This window comes from Streptomyces liliifuscus (assembly GCF_016598615.1).
Classification (GTDB): Bacteria; Actinomycetota; Actinomycetes; order Streptomycetales; family Streptomycetaceae; genus Streptomyces; species Streptomyces liliifuscus.
The window spans coordinates 8,587,521-8,606,829 of the sequence record NZ_CP066831.1 but is presented as its reverse complement, the minus strand read 5'-3'; the positions used below and the strand labels follow the sequence as shown (position 1 = coordinate 8,606,829).

Here is a 19,309-nt window from a genome sequence, read left to right as displayed (position 1 = left end):
GAGCCGCCCTTCGGCGTGTCCGTCCCGGCCCGGCCCCGCCGGTCAGCGGGCCAGCGCCTCGATGTCCTCGGTGCCGGTCAACTCGGCCCTGCGCACGATGAGTTCACGCCCGAGCAGCAGCGCACGGCGTGAGGCCGGCACGGGGTCCGGCAGGGTCGTCAGGTCGGTGAGGTGGGCGAAGCCGATGACGCGGCGGACGATCTCGGTGCCGGCGAAGCCCACCGAGTCGCTCCGGACCCGGCCCAGGAAGCGGTCGAGATACGCGTCGTCGAAGAAGGAGTCGACGCGGGCCGGCCACAGGCGGCGGAACTCCGTCTCGAACCCCTCCCAGGTGAGCCGGAGTTGGGCCGCGTGGTCGGTGACCGTGCCGAGGGCCTGCGCCCGTGCCTGGGCGACGAGGACGTTCGCCCAGTACAGGCCGAGGTCGTAGCCGATCGGGCCGACGAAGGAGAACTCGGGGTCGAAGACCCGTACGACGAGGGCGCTTTCGCGTTCGCCGACCATGACGCTGCCCGTGTGCAGGTCGCCGTGGAGCAGTGCCTGGGCGGAGGTCATGAAGGTGTGGCGGAGGTCGGCGACCTCGGTGCGCAGGCGGGTGTCGGCGCGGAACTCGGCGGCCAGGTCGTCGAGTCCGGGGTGCCAGTGGTTGTGCTCGTGCTCGACGTACGGCTCGGAGAGGACGACGTCCTCGGTGATCCTGCAGAGCTCGGGGCTGACGGACGCCGCGATCAGGGCCTTGCGTTCGGCCGACGGCATGCCGAAGTCGCTGGTGGCGAAGGTGAGTTGGGCGACGAACTCACCGATGCGGCGAGAGGTGTCCGGGCCGTAGGAGCCGCCCTCGTTGAGGACCGTGCGCAGCACCTGGAGGTCGGACATGTCCTCCATGACGAGGGCGTAGTTTTCGGCGTCGTAGCCGTGGACCGTCGGGATCTTGTCCGGGGCGACCCTGGCGACCTGCTCGTAGGCGCGGGCCTCGGCGTCGGCGCGTTCCGGGCTCATCGGCCAGGAGGGGCCCGCGACCCGCACCCAGGGCAGGGCCTGCTTGACGGCGAGGCCGCGGGTGCCGTCACCGTTCGAGGCGAGGAACACACGGTTCATGTTGCCGTCGGAGACCTCGCGGACGCGGATGTCGCCCGTGTCGTCCCAGTGGCCGCGCTCGCGCAGGTACGCGGGCACGTCCTCGGTCTCCAGAATGCGGTAGCCCATCGTGAACTCCCTTATGCGGTGCGGCGCTTGGACAGGGTGAAGCTGAAGACCAGGGCGAGGATGAGGACCGCGCCCTCGACGACGTCCTGGGTGTAGTAGGGCAGGCCCTTGATGGTCAGACCGGTGGTGATGATGCCGATCAGGACGGCGCCCAGGGCGGTGCCCCACACGTTCGGGCGGCCGCGGCCGAGGACGGAGGTGCCGACCAGTGCCACCGCGACCGCCTCAAGGAGCTGGGACGTACCGGCCGAGACGTCGCCCTGGCCGATGCGGGACGCCAGGATCAGCCCGCCGATCGACGCGAGGACGCCGGACAGGACGTACGCCAGGGCCCGGTACGCGCCGACGCGGATGCCGGCCAGTCTGGAGGCCTCGGGGTTGGCGCCGATGGCGTAGAGGACGCGGCCCCAGCGGGTGCGGGCGAGGAACACCCAGGCGACGACGGTGAGCGCGCCGAAGATCAGCACCGACACGGGCACACCGAGGACCGTGCCGCGGTCGATGCGCAGAAAGCCCTCCGTGAACTTGCCGGGCGCGGTGCTGCCGTCGGACTGGGTCATGCCCGGGGTGATGGACTGGCCGTCGACCAGGATGAGTTTGGTGCCCTGGATGACGAACATGGTGCCGAGCGTGGCCAGCATGTCGGGGATCTTCAGGACGACGATCAGCAGGGCGTTGAGAAGGCCCGCGAGAGCGCCCGCCGCGATGACGGCGAGGATCGCGACCACGCCGACCTGGTTGTACGTGACCATCGTCTTGGCGGCGACCGTCACGCCGAGCCCGGCCACCGCGCCGACGGACATGTCCATTCCGCCGACGGCCATGGTGAGGGTGACACCGAGGCCGAGGATCGCGGCGACCGACACGTACCGAAGGGTGTCGAGGAGGGTCGCCGAGTCGCGGAAGGACGGCTCGCTCAGCGCGAAGTACGTGAAGAGCGTGACGGTGACGAAGATGAAGCCGTACTTGATGACGGCGCTCTGGACGCGCGGGCCGGTGGAGGTCGCGGGTGGGACCGCCGCCTTGGTCGGCACCTCGGTGCTCCGGGTGGTGGTCATGGCGTGCTTCCTGGTGAGGTGTGCGGTGTGGCCGGCGTGAGATGGGCGGGCGCCCCGGAAGGGACACGGGGCGGTGCCGGACTGCGGTTTCGCAGCGGGGCGCGACCAGCCCCGACCGGCCCGCGGCCGAAGAACCGCCCGCCCCGCGGAGCGCCCCTCATCAGACGGACGCCGAGATGGACTGGATCACGCGGTCGCGCTCCGCGTCGTCGCCGTACGCGTCGAGGCGGATCTCGCCCGCGGTGAGGACGAGGACCCGGTCGGCGACCTCCAGGACCTCGTCCACGTCGGCGGACAGGACGAGGACCGCGGCACCTTCGGCGGCCAGGGCGCGGGCCCGGCGGCCGATGTCGCGACGGGCGCCGATGTCCACGCCCCGGAACGGCTCGTCCAGGATGAGGACGCGGGGGCTCTCGGCGAGCCAGCGGCCGACGACGACCTTCTGCTGGTTGCCGCCGGACAGTTCCTCGACGGTGCTGTGCTCGTCGCGGGCGACCACGCCCAGCCGTTCGATGGTGGCGCGGCCGAGAGCGTCCTCCTTGGAGCGGTTCACCAGCCCGGCCGCGGACAAGGGGGCGAGGGACTTGAGGAACGGCAGTGAGATGTTCCGGGCCAGCGACCAGCCGGGGACGAGGGCGTCCGCGTGCCGGTCCTCGGGCACCAGGTGGACGCCGCTGCGGATGGCGTCGGCGGGGCGGCGCGGCGCGTAGGGCCCCCCGTCCAGTTCGAGGGCGCCGGCCGGGAACGGCTCGGCGCCGAAGAGGCCACGGGCGAGCTCGGTCTTGCCCGCGCCCAACAGGCCCACGACGCCGGTGACTTCGCCCGCCCGGATGTCGAGGTCCTGCGGGGGACGGCCGTCGAACAGCGGCACTCCTCGCAGGGAGAGCGCGATCTCGCCCTGGTCTCCTGCCCGTTGCGGCCGTGCGGCCGTGGCCTCCTGAGCCTGGGCGAGCATCGCGCGCAGGGCGCTGTCCCAGTCGAAGGGCCTGGCCTGGTCCTCGGTGAGAAGGCCGTCCCGCAGGACGACCAGCCGGTCGGCGAGCGCGTCGATCTCGCCGAGCCGGTGGGAGACGTACAGGACGGCTATGCCGTCGTCCCGCATCCGCTCGACGAGCGCGAACAGGCGCTTGGCCTCGGCGGCGGAGAGTGCCGAGGTCGGTTCGTCGAGCACCAGCAGCCGGGGGCGGGTCGCCAGGGCGCGCGCCAGGATCAGCAACTGCCGGTCGGAGATGCCGAGTTCGGTGACATCGCGCCTGAGCACGGCGTCGCTCCAGCCGAGGTCGAGCGCCGACTGGATCTCGCGGGCCCTGGCGAGGAGGCGGCGCCCGTTCAGGAAGGGGTTGCCGCGCGCCTGGGCCAGTTCCTCGAACACGAGGTTCTCGGCGACGGTGAGGCCGGGCACGATGCCCTCGCCGATGCGCTGGTGGACCGTTTGGATGCCCAACTGGCGGGCGGCGAGGGGCGACTGGAGCGCGGCGGGCGAGCCGTTCACCCGGACCTCCCCGCCGTGGTCAGTGTGCACCCCGGACAGGATCTTGATCAGCGTGGACTTGCCGGCGCCGTTCGCACCGAGCAGCGCGACGACACTGCCCGCGGCGATGTCCAGGTCGACGGAGGCGAGCACCGTCTTCCCGCCGAAGGCCATGCTGACGTCCCGCAGACCTACCGCGGGAGCCGGTTCGGGCGGACTCACCGCGGGAGCAGGTTCGGGCAGATCCGCCGCGGGAGCAGGTTCGGGCTGACCCGCCGCGGCAGCCGGCTCAGTGGGCGACATTCGGGATCCAGTCCGCGGTGCTGACCTTGGAGAGGTTGAGCGCGGGCAGGGCCGTCCGCAGCTGGTCCATGTTCTCGATGCCCTTGCTCTTCAGGAAGTCCTGGGTGATGGCGACGGCCGGGAACTCCACCGAGGACTTGTTCAGCTGCCCGGCCAGCTCCAGGGCCGTCGTACGGACGACGGCGGCGCCGACCGCGGACGGGTCCGTGCCCGCCGTGGCGACCCACGGGCTGCCCTTCGCGGTCATGTTCTGGATGTCGGCGTTGGAGACGTCCGCGCCGAAGACCTTCACCTTGTCCTGGAGCTTCTTGTTCTGGACGGCGAGGACGGTGCCCTTGGCGAGTTCGTCGTACGGGGCGAAGACGCCGGCCACGTCCGAGTGCTGGGTGAGCGCGGCGCTGACCAGGGGCACGTTGTCGGTGGCCGTGGAGTCGGTCACCTTGCCGACCTTGAACTCCTGCTTCCAGCCGTTGGCGTCGGCCGTCTTCTTCCAGACGCTGTCGCGCTTGTCGAGGGCGGCGTACCCGGCGACGTTGACGTAGCCGACCTTCGCGTCCTTGCCGAGTTCGTCGCCCATCACGTCGAGGACGGCCTGGGCCATGCTGGCGTCGTCCTGCTTGGTGCTGATCACCGACTTGTTCGTCGTCTCGATGTCGTAGACGACGACCTTGATGCCCTTCTTCACGGCCTTGTCGATCTCCGGCTGGATCGTGGCCGGGAAGCCGTGGTCGACGATGATCGCCTGCGCGCCGGAGTTGATGGCCGAGGACAGGTCGGTGGCCTGCTTGGCGTTGTCCGCCTGGGCGTCGTACACGGTCAGGTCGATGCCAAGGGCCTTCGCCTGCGCCTTCGCGCCGTTGCCCCACTGCTCGAAGTAGTCGCCGGCGCCGCTCTGCCGGACCAGGGCGACCTTCACCTTGCCCTTGCTGAAGGGCGCGGGCTTCGTGCCGGTGGCCGCGGCGGCCGGGGCCGCCTTGTCGCCCGCGGTCTCGGAGGCGTCCGAGGACTGCGAGCAGCCCGCGAGGAGGAGCGCGGAGGCGGAGGCCAGCGAGAGCGCGGCCAGGGGCAGACGGGCACGGGACATGAGGGGCTCCAGGGATGGCGCAGGAAGGGGCAGGAAGGAGAGGGGTGAGGAGGGCGTGCGGAGCCCGGAGCGCCGGGGCATGAATCAGGCCATGGTCGCGCGGGGGTACGCCTCACCGGTTCCTGGGGAACTCGCGGTGGGCGCGGGCGCGGAGGGCACTCCGGGTCAGGTCAGCGACAGCGGGCTGTGGTCGACCGGAGCAAGTCCACGTACAGCCGCCGAACGAGCAGCAGCGTCTTCATACGCAGATCATGAGAACGATTTCAGCCAGCCGTCAAAGCAGGGGAAGCGGTTTCTCAGGGGTTGAGACAACGACTTCGTCACACTCGGCCGATCACCGGCCTGGAGTTACCATCAGCGAACGACCCGGGACAGCGAGGCTTCCGATGACGACACCATGCGCGACAGCGACACGACGCTGTACCGGCGCGGCGTGTCGCGGCTGACCGCAGCTTCTCCCGCCTTCCGCGCCCCGTGGGCGCCGCCTCTCTCCCCCGGCTCGACACCCGGTCCCGATGCCCGTCTCGGTATCCGGACTCCCCTTTCACTCACTGGAGTTGCTCCCATGACCCTGTTGACGACGTGGCCGGAGTCCGGTCCCGAGACCACCGTGCGTCGTACCTCCGACCCCGCCGAGATCGCCGCCGCGCTCGCGCCGCTCGGCGTGCGCTACGAGCAGTGGCCCGTCCGTGAGGACGTCCCGGCTGACGCCGACAGCGACACCGTCTTCGCCGCGTACGGGCCGGAGATCAAGCGGCTCAACGCCGAAGAGGGCTTCACCACCGTCGACGTCCTCGGTCTGCACCCGAGCGACGACCCGGAGTACCCCGTGAAGGCGAAGGCCGCGCGGGAGAAGTTCCTCCAGGAGCACACCCACGACGACGATGACGAGGTGCGGTTCTTCGTCTCGGGCTCCGGGATCTTCTATCTGCACGTGAACGGCGAGGTGCACGCCGTGTTCTGCGAGAAGGGCGACCTGCTGGGCGTGCCGCGCGGGACGACGCACTGGTTCGACATGGGGACGACGCCGGGCTTCACCGCCATCCGGTTCTTCCACGAGGAGGACGGCTGGATCGGCTCGTTCACCGGTTCCACCATCGCCGGGCGCTTCCCCGACTACGACACCATCGCGGCGGGGTACGAGCGGGACCGGGCCGCGGCGTGAGCCTCCGGTTCGACGTGGACGCCGTGGTGCTCGACATCGAGGGCACCACGAGCGCCACGGGGTTCGTCGTCGACGTGCTGTACCCGTACTCGCGCTCCCGTTTCGGAGCGGTGCTCTCGGAGCGGAGCACCGATCCCGACGTCGTACGGGCGGTCTCCCAGGTACGGGACCTGCTCGGCGAGCCCGACGCCGACGCCGTACGCGTGGAGAAGGCGCTGCACGAGTGGCTCGACGAGGACGTGAAGGCCACCCCGCTGAAGACCCTTCAGGGCCTCATCTGGTCCGAGGGGTTCGCCCGCGGCGACCTGGTCTCCCACTTCTACGACGACGTGCTGCCGGTGCTGCGCCGCTGGCACGGCGACGGCGTACGGCTGTACGTGTACTCGTCCGGGTCCGTGGCCGCGCAGCGCGCGTGGTTCACGAGCAGCCCGGACGGCGATCTGCTGCCGCTCGTCTCGGGCCTGTACGACACCGAGAACGCGGGGCCCAAGCAGGAACCGGACTCCTACCGCCGTATCGCCGGGTCGACCGGTGTGGAGGCCGACCGGCTCCTCTTCCTCTCCGACCGGCCGGGCGAGCTGGACGCGGCCCGTGCGGCCGGCTGGCACGCGGTCGGGATCCGGCGGCCCGGGGAGCCGTACTACGAGCAGGGCGTCGGCGACCACGCGCAGGCGGGGACGTTCGACGAGATCACCATCAGCACTTCCGGGAGCATCACGTGAGCACCGACATCAGCACACTCGACCTGGAGGAGGCGGGGGCCGTCCTCGCCGCCGAGTCCGCCCGCTTCGCCTCCTTCGGCTGGATGCGGGGCACCTCCGGAAACCTTTCCGTGGTGGTCTCCCGCGATCCCCTGCGGCTCGCGGTCACCGCCAGCGGCCACGACAAGGGCGAACTGACGCCCTCGGACGTCGTGCTGGTCGACGGTCGGGGTGCCGCGGTGAACGGCGGCAAGCCGTCCGCCGAGGCCGAACTGCACGCGCGTGTGGCCGCGTTGACCGGCGCCGGTGCCGTGGTGCACGTCCACACGGTGGCGTCCGTGGCGATGGGCCGCCGTCTGCCGGGCGGCATCCTCTTCAAGGATTTGGAGATGCTCAAGGGCATCGGCCAGCCCGCCCACGACGTCGAGGTCACCCTCCCCGTCATCACCAACAGCCAGGACATGTTGGTCCTCGGCGACCGCCTGGAGGCGGCCCGCGACCCACGCATGCCCGCGGTGGTCGTGGCGGGCCACGGTCTCTATGTGTGGGGCGACACGCCTCGGCAGGCGCGCCACCACACGGAGGTTGTGGAGTGGCTGCTTGAACTGGAGCTTTCGGGTCACTGAGGGAGTTCGCCCGTTCGTCGCCTGCGGGTGTGTGAGGGCTGAGCGCGCAGTTCCCCGCGCCCCTGAAAGCAGCGGGGCTGTGCCCCAGCGCTTTTGTCTTTCAGGGGCGCGGGGAACTGCGCGACCGGCCCCCACACACCCGCGGCCAACAAACCGTCCCTACCGCGCCTACTTCAACTGATCCCCCGGCAACTCCCCCGCAGACACCTCCAACACACCCCGCTCAGTCACCAGCCCCGTCACCAACCGTCCCGGGGTGACATCGAAAGCCGGGTTGTGCCCGCGGGACCCGGCAGGAGCAGTCCGAACCCCGGCCCACTCCAACACCTCGTCCTCACCCCGCAGTTCAATGTGAATGTCAGCACCCGTGGCCGTGGAAAGATCGACCGTCGTAGTAGGCGCAGCCACCAGAAACGGCACCCCCACGTCGGCGCACGCCAGTGCGACCCCCACCGTGCCCACCTTGTTGGCCGTATCCCCATTGGCGGCGATCCGATCGGCGCCAACGATCGCCGCGTCGACCGAACCCCGCAGAATCGTGCCCGGGGCAGCCCCGTCCGCCTGGACGAAGTGCGGAATCCCCTCCTGCACCAACTCCCAGGCGGTCAACCGCGATCCCTGCAGCAGAGGCCGCGTCTCATCGGCGTACACGACCTCAAGCCGCCCCCGGGCGTGCAGTTCGCGGATGACCCCGAGCGCGGTGCCCCACCCCGCCGTGGCCAACGCCCCGGTGTTGCAGTGGGTCAGCACCCGCAACGGCCGGTCCGCGCCGACCCTCTTGAGCAGCCAGTCCGCCCCGAACGCGCCCATGGCCCGGTTGGCCGCGACATCCTCACGCTGCACCTCCGCCGCCTCGGCGAGCACCGCGTCGAGCCCGTCGTCGAACCGCGTCAGCACCCGGTCGACGCACACCATGAGGTTGACCGCGGTGGGCCGCGCGGCACGGATCCGCGCGACGGCCGCGAGTACTTCCTCCCGCGACCACCCCTCGCGCTGCCCCTGGAGCATCGCGAGCGCGACCCCGTACGCCCCGGCGGCACCGATCGCGGGCGCCCCGCGCACCACGAGCCGCCGGATCGCGTCCACCAGGTCGTCCACATCGCGGATCCGGCGGGTCTCGGTCCGGTGCGGGAGGACGGTCTGGTCTATGAGCGCGAGGCTGTTTCCGGTCCAGTCGACAGCGCGCAGTTCCTGGGGCATAGCGGGACACTCCTGATGTTCCGAAGATGCGCGACACCGTACATGACCTCGGAGAACCACAGTTCGAGACAGTCGAGCAGGTGTCCGGAAACCGGTGTTACAGTCCAGCACCCGCAGCCGGAAGGCCTACGCGAAGGAGGACGTGTGCTGCTGACGATGCGCCGCTTCCTCGACTACGGCCGGTGCGCCAGCGACTGCTGTCGGCGCTGACAGCCGCGACGCCTGTCCCCCACCGGGCGTCCGCCGTGTTCTCCCCCCCCTCGCTCCACCCTCTGCTCCGAGCCTTCACCTCTCAGCGTTTCCCGCCTGAGCGCGCGCCGCCGCACGCACCTTCCCGGAAGGGCACTCCCATGCCTCGTAGACCCCGTTCGCTCCATCTCGCCGCCGTCGCGACCGGCACGGTGCTTCTCGCCACCGCGGCCACCGGCTGCAACGCGGCCGCGAAGAACGACGATTCCACGACTGCCAAGAGCGGCGGCAAGACCTTCACCCTGGTGACGCCGGACCCGGTCGGGCAGAACGAGTTCCTCAAGCTGGCGGTCGACGGAGTGAAGGCCGCGGCCAAGGCGCACGACGGGACGCAGAAGGTCTACCAGTCCTCCGACACCGCCTCGCAGCAGCAGAACGTGCAGGCGGCGGTCGACGCCGCGCCGGACGTCATCGTGCTGGTCGGCTTCGAGTTCGCCGACGTGGTCGCGCAGCAGGCCGAGGCCCACCCCAAGCAGCAGTTCCTGGTGATCGACGCGTGCACGACGAAGACGTTCGAGAACGTCAGCTGCGCCGTCTTCCGTGAGCACGAGGGCGTCTATCTGGCGGGTGCCGAGGCCGGACTGCTGAGCAAGAGCGGCAAGGTCGGCGCGGTCGACGTCCTCGACACCCCGCAGTTCCGGCGCTACAGCGACCCGTTCGCGGCCGGCGCGAAGAAGGTCTCCGCGAAGACGTCCGCGAGCACCCGGTTCGTCGGCGGCCAGTCGCCGTTCGACGACTCGGCGCGCGCCAAGGAGCAGGCGAACTCGCTGCTCGCCAAGGGCGCCGACCAGATCATGGCGGCGGCCGCGGCCAGCAACTACGGGGTCTTCGAAGCGGCCAAGGCGAAGGGCGCGTACGCGTACGGCGTGGACGTCAACCAGTGCACGGCCGCGCCCGGCACGGTCGTCGACAACGTGATCAAGAAGACGGACGTCGCCGTGCGGGAGGGCGTCGAGCAGGTCCTCGCCGGCAAGGGCGGCAAGACCGTCTCGTACGGCCTCAAGGAGGGCGGCATCAGCCTCACGGGCCTGGAGGACGGCGTGGAGTCCTCCAAGTGCGTGATCGCCGAGCACGAGGACGTACTGAAGAAGGTCGAGGCACTGCGCGACCGGATCGTGTCCGGAGAGCTGACGGTCGATGACCCGGCGACCAAGTGACGGACCGGCCGCGGGCGTCGACACCTCCGGTGACGCGCTCGCGGCCGACGCTCCCGCAGTTGGCGCACCCGCGGTCGTCGAGCTGCGCGGCATCACCAAGCGCTTCCCCGGCACCCTCGCCAACGACTCGGTCGACCTGACCGTCCGGCGCGGCGAGATCCACGCCCTGATGGGCGAGAACGGCGCGGGCAAGTCCACGCTGATGTCCGTCCTGTACGGGATGGAGCGGCCTGACGCGGGGTCGATACGGATCGAGGGGCACGAGGTGTCCTTCGGGAGCCCGGGCGCCGCGATGGCCGCCGGGCTCGGCATGGTCCACCAGAGCTTCAAGCTGTTCGACTCGCTGACGGTCGCCGAGAACGTCGTCTACCGGGCCGAGCCGCGCCGTTTCGGCCTGCTGGACCGGGCGGCGGCGCGGCGCCGGGTGCGTGAACTCGCCGAGGAGCACGGCCTCGCCGTCGATCCGGACGCCAGGGTCGGCGACCTGCCGGTCGGACTGCGGCAGCGCGTCGAGATCCTGAAACTGCTGCACCGCGGCGCCCGTACGCTCATCCTCGACGAGCCGACGGCCGTGCTCACGCCCGCCGAGGCCGACGCCCTGTTCGCGGTCCTACGGTCGCTGACCGCGCAGGGCCGCACGGTGATCCTTGTCACGCACAAACTGCGTGAGGTGCTCGAAGGCAGCGACAACGTCACGGTCCTGCGGGACGGCAGGGTGGTCGCGCGGCTGCGCACCGCCGACACGACCGCCGCCGAGATCGCGACCGCGATGACCGGCCGCGCGGTCGACCTGGACCGGGTCCACCCCGAGGGCAGCCCCGGTGAGGTCGTGCTGGACGTCGAGGGGCTGAGCACAGCGGGTGTGCGGGAGGTCCAACTGGCCGTCCGTGCCGGGGAGATCGTCGGTATCGCAGGGGTCGCGGGCAACGGCCAGAGCGAACTCGTCGAGGCGCTCGCCGGACTGCGGCCGGTCACGGCCGGGCGGGTCGGTCTTCGGGGCGAGGACATCACGCACGCCTCGGCGACCGAGCGGCGCTCGAAGGGCCTCGCGTACGTGCCGGAGGACCGCCACGCGGTCGGCACCGCGCCCGCGGCGACCGTCGCGGACAACCTCGCGATGGGCCACCACCGCACCACACTCTCCTCACGGCACGGACTGCTGCCGCCCTCGGCGGTACGTGCCCACGCGCGCGCACTCGTCGAACGCTTCGGCATCAAGGCGTCCACACCCGACGTACCGGCCTCCGCACTGTCCGGCGGCAACCTCCAGAAGCTCCTGATCGGCCGCGAACTCGCCCACGGGGCACCGCTGTTGCTGGTCGAACAGCCCACCCGGGGAGTGGACATCGGCGCGATCCAGGCCATCCACGACGAGCTCGTCGCCTACCGCGACGCGGGCCACGCCGTCCTCCTCGTCTCCGCCGAACTCAGCGAGATCCGCGGCCTCGCCGACCGGGTCCTGGTGATGTACGAGGGCCGGGTGACGGCTTCGTACACCAAGTCGGACGCGGACGAGGCGACGCTAGGCCTGGCGATGGCGGGCGGCACGGCCGAGCCCGTATCCGCAACAGCAGCCACAGCAGCCGCCGTCGCGACACCGGCCCCGACGGCCGCCGCGCCCAACACCCCCGCGCCGGACGGAGACTGACATGGCCCGCCCATCGACGGACCGCATCGCGGGGGCGCTCCGCTCCCCCGTCACCTTCTCCGTGCTCGCCGGGCTCGTCATCGGCGCGCTGTTCCTGGTCGGCACGGGCGCCGATCCGTTCGCCGCGTACGGGGCCGTCGTCACCGGCTCGCTCGGGGCCGACGGGATCGGAGCGACGCTCAGCACCGGGACCAGTGTGCTGGGGATGGCGCTCGCGCTGGCGATTCCGCTGCGCGCCGGGCTCATCAACCTCGGCGGGGACGGCCAGATGGTGCTCGGCGGCATCGCGGCCGCCGTCACCGGGCTGTACTCGCCGCTGCCCGCGCCGCTCACCGTCGTGCTCGCGCTCCTCGCCGGGATCACGGCGGGTGCCGCGTACGCCGCGCTGGCCGCGCTCTGCGAGAACCGGTTCGGGGTGCCGCTGCTGGTGAGCAGCCTGTTGCTCAGCTATCCGGCGACCTCGTTCGCCTCCTATCTGGTGCGGTATCCGCTCAAGGAGCCCGGATCCAGCCTGCCCCAGACGCGGCGGCTCCCCGACGGCGTGGCGCTGCCCGCCTTCGGTACGTCGACCGTGACGTTCGGGCTGGTTCTCGTCGTGCTCGCGGCGGCCGCCTACTGGTTCGCCGACCGGCGCACGGCCATCGGGTACGAGATCCGCATGACCGGCCTCAATCCCCGCTTCGCCGCGTACGCGGGCGTGGAACGCAAGGGGCTCACCCTCCGGTTGATGGCCACTTCCGGCGCGCTCGCCGGACTGGTCGGCGCGATCGGCGTACTGAGCTTCCCGTACCGCTTCCTCGACGGTTCGCTGACGGCGCCCGGCTACACCTGGACGGGTCTTACCGCGGCGCTGCTCGCGGCGGCGGCCCCGCTGGGCACCGTGCTGGCGTCGTTCTTCTTCGCCGTGCTGCAGGTCGGCGGGCTCTCCATGGAGCGCACCACGGAGGTCCCGCGCGAGCTGACTCAGGTGTTGCAGGCCATCGTCATCGTGTTCCTCGCGGCGCGCCTGAGCTTCCCGCGCAGACGACGGAAGACGGCCCAGGAGCCCATCGCCCAGGGGGAGTTCGCCTGATGTTCTTCGACTCCGATCTCCTCATGTCGGCGCTGCGCGCGCTGACCCCCATCCTGCTCGCCGCGCTCGGCGGCGCCGTGTGCGAGCGGGCGGGCGTCTTCAACATCGGCCTCGAAGGCATGATGCTGATGGGCTGCTTCACGGCCGTGGCCACCAGCTGGTTCACCGGCAGCCCATGGCTCGGCGTCCTGGCGGCAGCGCTCGCCGCCGCCGCGTACTCGCTGATCCTGGCCGTCGGCACGGTCACCCTGCGCGGCGACGCGGTGGTGCTCGGCGTCGCGATGAACCTCCTCGCGGTGGGACTGACCAGCTTCCTGCTGCGTACGATCTTCGGTGTGCAGGGCACCTTTGACGATCCGTCACTCGCCGGGCTCCCGTTGGTCGGTGGCTTCTCGCCGCTCGCGTATCTGGCGTGGGCCGCGGTCGTGGTGGCCGCCCTGATGCTGTCCCGGCATGTGTGGGGGCTGCGGCTGCGCGGGGTCGGTGAGGCACCGGAGGCCGCGGCCACACTGGGGGTGAGCCCGGTCAGGTACAAGTACGCGGCCGTGCTCGTCTCCGGTGTCCTGTGCGGGCTCGCCGGGGCCCAACTGGCCCTGGGGAACGTCACGTTGTTCTCCGAGAACATGACGGCGGGCCGCGGCTGGATCGCCGTCGTCGCGGTCATGCTCGGGCGTGCCCTGCCGTTCGGTGTCCTGCTCGCCGCCCTGCTCTTCGGTGTCGCCGAGGCCGCGGGCTTCCGGCTGCAGGGCCTCGGCCTGCCCCAGCAGGCGACCGACGCCGCGCCGTACGTCGTCACGCTCGGCGCCCTCTTCCTCAGCACGGCGCAGCGCCGCCGCCGCACCGGCCGTACGACTGGAGTCGTTTCATGACGCAGGATCTGCTGCCCATCACCCGGATACCGCGGACCGGGCTGCCCCCGCACGCCGTCGTGGTCGGCGACCCGGCGCGTGCCGCGGCCGTCGCCGCGCTGCTGGACGGCGCGGAGGAGGTGTCGTACCACCGCGAATACCGTGTGTTCAGCGGGAGTTGGAAGGGGCTGCCGGTCGTCGTCGCCTCGCACGGCGTCGGCGGGCCCGGCGCGATCCTGCTCTTCCAGGAGCTGGCCGACGCCGGGGTGCGCACGATCCTGCGGTTCGGCACGGCGGGTGCGATGCGGCCCGGGATCCGGGACGGCGATCTGGTGATAGCGGAGGCGGCCGTACGCGACGACGGGGTGACCCAGCAGCTGCTGCCGCCCGAGTATCCGGCGGTGGCCGCGCCCGAGGCGGTGCTCGCGCTCCAGCGCGCGGCGCGCGAGCAGGGCGCCCCGCACCACCGGGGCTTCGTCTGGACGCGGGCCGCCTTCCAGCCGGGGCTGATACCCCTGCCCTCGTACGACGGGGCGGGGCTCGCCGCCATCGAGATGGAGCTGTCGGCACTGCTCGTCACGGCCTCGCTGCGCGGGCTGACCGCGGGCGGTGTCCTCGTGATCGACGGCGCGAACGCCGACGAACTCGTCGACGAGAAGGCCACGGGTGGCTACAACCCGCACCGCGAGGTCGTCGCCGCGGGTGTGGAGCGCGGCAGTGTGGTCTCCCTCGAAGCCCTGCGCCTGCTCGCGGAAGGGGAAGCGCTGTGAGCATTCCCGCCCAACGGACCGCCCCCGCCGACCTGTTGGTCCACGGCGGCGACATCCTCACCGTCGACGCGGCCGGCACGGTCGTACCCGCCGGAGCCGTGGCCGTCCGCGACGGCGAGATCCTCGCGGTCGGACCGGCCGCCGAACTGCGGGCGCGCTACACGGCCGCCGACGACGTCGACGCGACCGGCTGCCTGGTGCTGCCCGGCCTGGTCAACGCGCACACCCATCTGGCGATGACGCTGCTGCGCGGCCGCGCCGACGACGTGACGCTGCAGGGCTTCCTGGAGCGGGTGATCCGCTGGGAGAGCGAACTGCTGTCGGCGGAGAACGTCGCGGCGGCGATCCGGATCGCGATCGCCGAGAGCGTACGGGCCGGGGTGACCTCGGCGCTCGACATGTACTGGTTCCACGAGGCTGCCGAGCAGGTCGCGCGCGAGGCGGGCTGGCGGCTGCACACGGGGCCGACCTTCATGGACGTACCGACCCCGCCCGACGGCATGGCGTACGGGGACCGGCTGGAGTGGGCGCGCCGGGACCTGGCCGGCCGCGCCCCGCGGCCCGGCACGCGTCCCGTGCTCTTCGCGCACTCCGCCTACACCCTCTCCCCCGCCCAGCTGACCGAAATCGCCGCGCTGGCAAGGGAGTTCGGCGCGCTGCTGCACATCCACGCCGCGGAGAACGCCGCCGAGGTCGCGACCGTCGAGGAGCGCTACGGCAAACGCCCGGTGGAACTGCTCGACTCGCTCGGGCTGCTCGGCCCCGATCTGCTGCTGGCGCACGCCGTGGACCTGACCGGCCCCGAGATCGCGGCGCTCGCCCGGACCGGCACCTCGGTCGCCCACTGCCCGGTGTCCAACCTCAAGCTGGGCTGCGGCATCGCCCCGGTGCCACAGCTGCTGGACGCGGGCGTGACCGTCGGTCTCGGCACGGACGGCGCGGTCAGCTCCAACACGCTGGACGTCCTGCGGGCGCTGGGCACGGCCGCCCTGGTGCACAAGGCGGCCGGGGACCCGACCGCCGTCGGCGCCGAGCAGGCCGTGCGGATGGCCACCGTCGAGGGCGCCCGCGCGCTGGGTCTCGACGCCCACCTGGGCTCGCTGGAGGCGGGCAAGCGGGCCGACCTGATCGTCCTGGACCTGGGCGGTCCGCATCTGGCGCCCCGCCACGATCCGTGGTCGACCCTTGCGTACTCGGCGCGGGCCTCGGACGTACGGGACACGGTCGTCGACGGGCGGATCCTGATGCGCGGCCGTACGCTCACGACGCTCGACGAGGCCGCCGCGCTTGCGGACCTGGGGGCCCTCGTGTCACCGTCCGACCTTGTGTGATCGTGATCGCCACGGACGGGCTCTTCGGGGCGACGGAAGCCGCATAATAAGACATCGGATGTCTGAGCGACATATCTGATCGACAGGGAGGCCCGCCATGGCAGTCACCGATGAGGCGATCGAGAAGATCAAGGGAATGATCGTCTCCGGCGCACTGCGCCCCGGCGACCGTCTCCCCAAGGAGAGCGAGCTCGCCGCCGATCTGGGCCTGTCCCGCAACTCCCTGCGCGAGGCGGTGCGGGCGCTGTCCCTCATCCGCATCCTGGACGTACGGCAGGGCGACGGCACATACGTCACGAGCCTGGACCCGCAGCTCCTTCTGGAGGCGCTGAGTTTCGTCGTGGACTTCCACCGCGACGACACGGTCCTGGAGTTCCTCGCGGTACGCCGCATCCTGGAGCCGGCCGCGACGGCGATGGCGGCTCTGCGGATCAGCGAGCAGCAGCTGGACGCGCTCAGCGCCCAGTTGAACGCGCTGGGCGCCGCGCCCTCGGTGGAGGAGCTCGTCGCCTGCGACCTGGAGTTCCACCGGGGCATCGTCCAGTCCTCCGGCAACTCGGTGCTCTGCTCCCTCCTCGACGGCCTGTCCGGTCCCACGACCCGCGCCCGTATCTGGCGCGGCCTGACCCAGGAGGACGCGGTCAGCCGCACGCTCCATGAGCACCGCGCGATCCTCAGCGCGCTCCGCGACCGCGACGCGGAGGCCGCCCGCTCCTGGGCGACCGTGCACATCGCGAGCGTGGAGCAGTGGCTGCGCTCGACGCTGTGACCGGCCCGGCGCGGCGTTCGGATGATCACTCTGCCCAGGAACGGTTGGGACATCCGACCTCTGGCGATCGTCCGACGTATGGCGCCACCTCGAAACAACGTCCGGGCCCGCGGTGGAAGTTGGCCGGGGACAGCTCGGACGACTGCGGGGTGTTCGGAAGTGACGAACGGGGCAGTGATGCGGTCACTCCCCCATGCAAGGGGGCTGCGGGCGCTCCCCACGCAAGCCGTAAGGTTGGGGCGTACGCGAGGGCACGTCGGAAGGAGGCGCTGGGTGATCGAGCTCGAGGGGGTTCCCGAGCTGGTCGACCCGGTCATGGTGGCCGCGTTCGAGGGCTGGAACGACGCCGGCGACGCCGCCTCCACCGCGGTCGCGCATCTGGACAGGGAGTGGAAGGGCGAGGTGTTCGCGGCGCTCGACGCCGAGGACTACTACGACTTCCAGGTGAACCGCCCGACCGTGTGGCTGGACGGCGGTGTCCGCAAGATCACCTGGCCGACGACAAGGTTGTCGGTGGTCCGGGTCGGCGGTGACAAGCCGCGGGACCTGGTGCTGGTGAGGGGAATCGAGCCGTCGATGCGCTGGCGCTCGTTCTGCAACGAACTGCTCGGCTTCGCCCATGAACTGGGCGTCGAGCTGGTCGTCATCCTGGGCGCCCTGCTGGGCGACACCCCGCACACCCGTCCGGTCCCGGTCAGCGGTGTCACGTCCGACGCGGACCTGGCCCGCACGATGGACCTGGAGGAGACCAAGTACGAGGGCCCCACGGGCATCGTCGGCATCCTCCAGGAGGCGTGCACGCACGCGGGCGTACCGGCCGTGTCACTGTGGGCGGCCGTACCGCACTACGTGTCCCAGCCGCCGAACCCGAAGGCGACGCTGGCCCTCCTCAACCGCCTCGAGGACCTCATCGACATGCGGATCCCGCTGGGCGAACTGCCCGAGGACGCGCGGGCCTGGCAGCTGGGCGTGGACCAGCTGGCCGCCGAGGACAGTGAGGTCGCGGAGTACGTACAGACGCTGGAGGAGGCCCGGGACACCGCCGAGCTGCCGGAGGCGTCGGGCGAGGCGATCGCCCGCGAGTTCGAGCGGTATCTGCGCAGACGGGACGGGGGCGGTCCGGGTTCGCCGCCCGGCGGCCACGCCACGGAGAGCGGCGATCCCGCCTCGTATCTCAGGGACGGCCCGGGCGGCCGTGTCCGGCCACCGAAGCCGCAGCGGCCGGAGGGCACGGACGCCACGGACGGGGCCGTCGATGACGGCACCTCCGACACCGCCGACCCTTCCGACTCCTCGGACGGCGACGCGTCGGGGGCGGCGGGCGCAACGGGTTCGTCCGGCACGACGGGGACATCCGGTCCCTCGGAGGCTTCGGACTCTTCGGACGCCGGATCCTCGGGCTCCGAACCCTCCGAGTCCTCCGGCTCCTCGGACTCCGGTTCGTCGGATTCCTCGGAGGACTGACCGAGCGAGACTGCCCGGGAGGAACGACCGGGCGAAGGGGCGGCGCGCGTCGGGCGCGCCGCCCCTCGCGCGTCAGACCTGGCGCACGGCCACCGCGTCGTACTCCGTGTCGGGCGTCGGCTCGACGTCGAAGCGCGCGTTCGGCAGATAGAGACGGTCGCCCCACGCCGCGGCCGTCGTCGGGATCCGGAAGCGGGGGTCGGTGATCCGGGTGATCACCGTGCCCTTGGTACCGGCGGAGTTCAGCCGGAACACATCGATCGCGTTCTGCTGTTGCTGGACGACGTAGAGAGTCCGCCCCAGGAGCAACAGCCCATCGCCGTTGGGGATCCTGGCTGCGCCGAGGTCGACCGCGGTGGCGGCTCCGGTGCGCGGGTCGACCCGCATCAGTGTGCCGCCGTCGGCGAAGGCGTTCACCACCAACAGCGCGCTGCCGTCCGGTGTGCGCTCGATCCCGTTGGCGGTGAAGTCCGCACCCTGCTGCCAGTCACCCCCTAGCGGTACGGTGCTGACGGCGCCGGGCTTGCCATGCCGGTCGAGCGCGAGCCGGTAGAGCCGGGGCGCGAAGGAGTCGGTGAACCACGCGGCGCCCGGCGTGAGGATCACGTCGTTCACGAACGTGCCCCCGACGGCGTACGTCTTCTCGATCTTTCCCGTACGGACGTCGACGGTACGCAGATCGCCGCCGGAGCCGCCGCTGACGAACAGGCGGCCGTGCCGGTCGATCTTCAGTCCCACGCTGGGGTGTCCGGCGCCGGGGCCCTTGCTGATGACGGAGCCGCGCCCGGTGGCGAGGCTCGCGCGGTAGATGTCGCCGTTGGCCAGCGACCCGAAGTACGCGAACGGAGCGGAGCCGATGGCTATGCCCTCCGGCTGGAAGCCGTTCGGCAGCGGGAACCGGTCCGGCCAGTGCTTCTGCGGATCCTTCGATCCCTTCTGCGGTCCCTGCCCCGGCGTTTCGGCCGCGTGCGCCGTGCCGCCCAGGAGTGCCGCTCCTCCCAGGGCGGCGGCCGTGGTGAGGAGTCTTCGACGTGCGAAGGAACGGTCTGCGAGTGTCACTGTGCGTCCTTCCGCGAGAGGGCCGACGCGGGGCCGGCCCGACGGTCAACAGACGCTGTCACCCCATCACATGACAACCGCCTCCGCTGTCTTTGGCCGGATTGTGGCGTGACATCTCTTTCAGGACG

The 19,309-nt window shown here is 71.4% G+C and carries 17 protein-coding genes; 11 read left to right on the top strand and 6 right to left on the bottom strand.

Features of this window, described 5'->3' with window-relative positions; translation table 11 throughout:
* Nucleotides 1-42: 42 nt before the first annotated feature.
* The 4 genes from mtnK to JEQ17_RS37100 all read right to left on the bottom strand — a co-directional run bounded on the left by mtnK (nucleotide 43) and on the right by JEQ17_RS37100 (nucleotide 5,122).
* Nucleotides 43-1,206: an S-methyl-5-thioribose kinase gene (gene mtnK, locus JEQ17_RS37115; protein WP_200399338.1), complete on the bottom strand. Its 1,164-nt coding sequence runs from the start codon at nucleotides 1,204-1,206 to the stop codon at nucleotides 43-45.
* Nucleotides 1,207-1,217: 11 nt separating this feature from the next.
* Nucleotides 1,218-2,264, bottom strand: coding sequence for an ABC transporter permease (locus tag JEQ17_RS37110; protein ID WP_200399337.1), 1,047 nt, complete (start codon nucleotides 2,262-2,264; stop codon nucleotides 1,218-1,220).
* Nucleotides 2,265-2,424: 160 nt separating this feature from the next.
* Entirely contained in the window at nucleotides 2,425-3,909 is a 1,485-nt protein-coding gene (locus JEQ17_RS37105) for a sugar ABC transporter ATP-binding protein (RefSeq protein ID WP_234048818.1), read from the bottom strand.
* Nucleotides 3,910-4,024: 115 nt separating this feature from the next.
* The gene (locus JEQ17_RS37100) at nucleotides 4,025-5,122 is read right to left on the bottom strand and encodes a substrate-binding domain-containing protein (RefSeq protein WP_200399336.1); all 1,098 of its coding nucleotides are present in this window, start codon (nucleotides 5,120-5,122) and stop codon (nucleotides 4,025-4,027) included.
* Between the two features lie 565 nt (nucleotides 5,123-5,687).
* Here JEQ17_RS37100 and JEQ17_RS37095 point away from each other — a divergent pair.
* The 3 genes from JEQ17_RS37095 to mtnB are packed head-to-tail and all read left to right on the top strand — an operon-like array spanning nucleotide 5,688 to nucleotide 7,614.
* Nucleotides 5,688-6,287 carry a 1,2-dihydroxy-3-keto-5-methylthiopentene dioxygenase gene (locus JEQ17_RS37095; protein WP_200399335.1) on the top strand — a complete coding sequence of 200 codons (600 nt, stop codon included), beginning with the start codon at nucleotides 5,688-5,690 and terminating at the stop codon, nucleotides 6,285-6,287.
* Nucleotides 6,284-7,009, top strand: coding sequence for an acireductone synthase (mtnC, locus tag JEQ17_RS37090; protein ID WP_200399334.1), 726 nt, complete (start codon nucleotides 6,284-6,286; stop codon nucleotides 7,007-7,009). Before JEQ17_RS37095 ends, mtnC begins: the two co-directional genes overlap by 4 nt.
* The gene (gene mtnB / locus JEQ17_RS37085) at nucleotides 7,006-7,614 is read left to right on the top strand and encodes a methylthioribulose 1-phosphate dehydratase (protein WP_200399333.1); all 609 of its coding nucleotides are present in this window, start codon (nucleotides 7,006-7,008) and stop codon (nucleotides 7,612-7,614) included. The genes mtnC and mtnB overlap by 4 nt, the downstream gene beginning before the upstream one ends.
* Nucleotides 7,615-7,782: 168 nt before the next feature.
* On the opposite strand, the gene mtnA is transcribed toward mtnB, so the two are convergent.
* Nucleotides 7,783-8,814, bottom strand: coding sequence for an S-methyl-5-thioribose-1-phosphate isomerase (gene mtnA / locus JEQ17_RS37080; RefSeq protein WP_200399332.1), 1,032 nt, complete (start codon nucleotides 8,812-8,814; stop codon nucleotides 7,783-7,785).
* Between the two features lie 350 nt (nucleotides 8,815-9,164).
* On the opposite strand from mtnA, the gene JEQ17_RS37075 reads away from it, so the two are divergent.
* The 8 genes from JEQ17_RS37075 to JEQ17_RS37040 all read left to right on the top strand — a co-directional run bounded on the left by JEQ17_RS37075 (nucleotide 9,165) and on the right by JEQ17_RS37040 (nucleotide 18,122).
* Nucleotides 9,165-10,220 carry a BMP family ABC transporter substrate-binding protein gene (locus tag JEQ17_RS37075; protein WP_200399331.1) on the top strand — a complete coding sequence of 352 codons (1,056 nt, stop codon included), beginning with the start codon at nucleotides 9,165-9,167 and terminating at the stop codon, nucleotides 10,218-10,220.
* Nucleotides 10,201-11,868, top strand: a complete 1,668-nt coding sequence (locus tag JEQ17_RS37070; RefSeq protein ID WP_200399330.1) for an ABC transporter ATP-binding protein — start codon at nucleotides 10,201-10,203, stop codon at nucleotides 11,866-11,868. Before JEQ17_RS37075 ends, JEQ17_RS37070 begins: the two co-directional genes overlap by 20 nt.
* A gap of 1 nt (nucleotide 11,869) precedes the next feature.
* Entirely contained in the window at nucleotides 11,870-12,940 is a 1,071-nt protein-coding gene (locus JEQ17_RS37065; RefSeq protein WP_200399329.1) for an ABC transporter permease, read from the top strand.
* The gene (locus tag JEQ17_RS37060) at nucleotides 12,940-13,809 is read left to right on the top strand and encodes an ABC transporter permease (protein ID WP_200399328.1); all 870 of its coding nucleotides are present in this window, start codon (nucleotides 12,940-12,942) and stop codon (nucleotides 13,807-13,809) included. Before JEQ17_RS37065 ends, JEQ17_RS37060 begins: the two co-directional genes overlap by 1 nt.
* Nucleotides 13,806-14,558: a nucleoside phosphorylase gene (locus JEQ17_RS37055; protein WP_200399327.1), complete on the top strand. Its 753-nt coding sequence runs from the start codon at nucleotides 13,806-13,808 to the stop codon at nucleotides 14,556-14,558. The genes JEQ17_RS37060 and JEQ17_RS37055 overlap by 4 nt, the downstream gene beginning before the upstream one ends.
* The gene (locus JEQ17_RS37050; RefSeq protein WP_234048503.1) at nucleotides 14,555-15,889 is read left to right on the top strand and encodes an amidohydrolase; all 1,335 of its coding nucleotides are present in this window, start codon (nucleotides 14,555-14,557) and stop codon (nucleotides 15,887-15,889) included. Before JEQ17_RS37055 ends, JEQ17_RS37050 begins: the two co-directional genes overlap by 4 nt.
* A gap of 97 nt (nucleotides 15,890-15,986) precedes the next feature.
* Nucleotides 15,987-16,658 carry a FadR/GntR family transcriptional regulator gene (locus JEQ17_RS37045; protein ID WP_143635689.1) on the top strand — a complete coding sequence of 224 codons (672 nt, stop codon included), beginning with the start codon at nucleotides 15,987-15,989 and terminating at the stop codon, nucleotides 16,656-16,658.
* 273 nt (nucleotides 16,659-16,931) lie between these two features.
* Nucleotides 16,932-18,122, top strand: coding sequence for a PAC2 family protein (locus tag JEQ17_RS37040; RefSeq protein WP_200399326.1), 1,191 nt, complete (start codon nucleotides 16,932-16,934; stop codon nucleotides 18,120-18,122).
* A 72-nt stretch (nucleotides 18,123-18,194) separates the two neighbouring features.
* Here the strand turns inward: JEQ17_RS37040 and JEQ17_RS37035 are convergent, their stop codons facing one another.
* A complete protein-coding gene (locus JEQ17_RS37035) occupies nucleotides 18,195-19,181 on the bottom strand; it encodes an SMP-30/gluconolactonase/LRE family protein (RefSeq protein ID WP_200399325.1) in 987 nt (328 codons plus the stop codon).
* Between the last annotated feature and the right edge of the window lie 128 nt (nucleotides 19,182-19,309).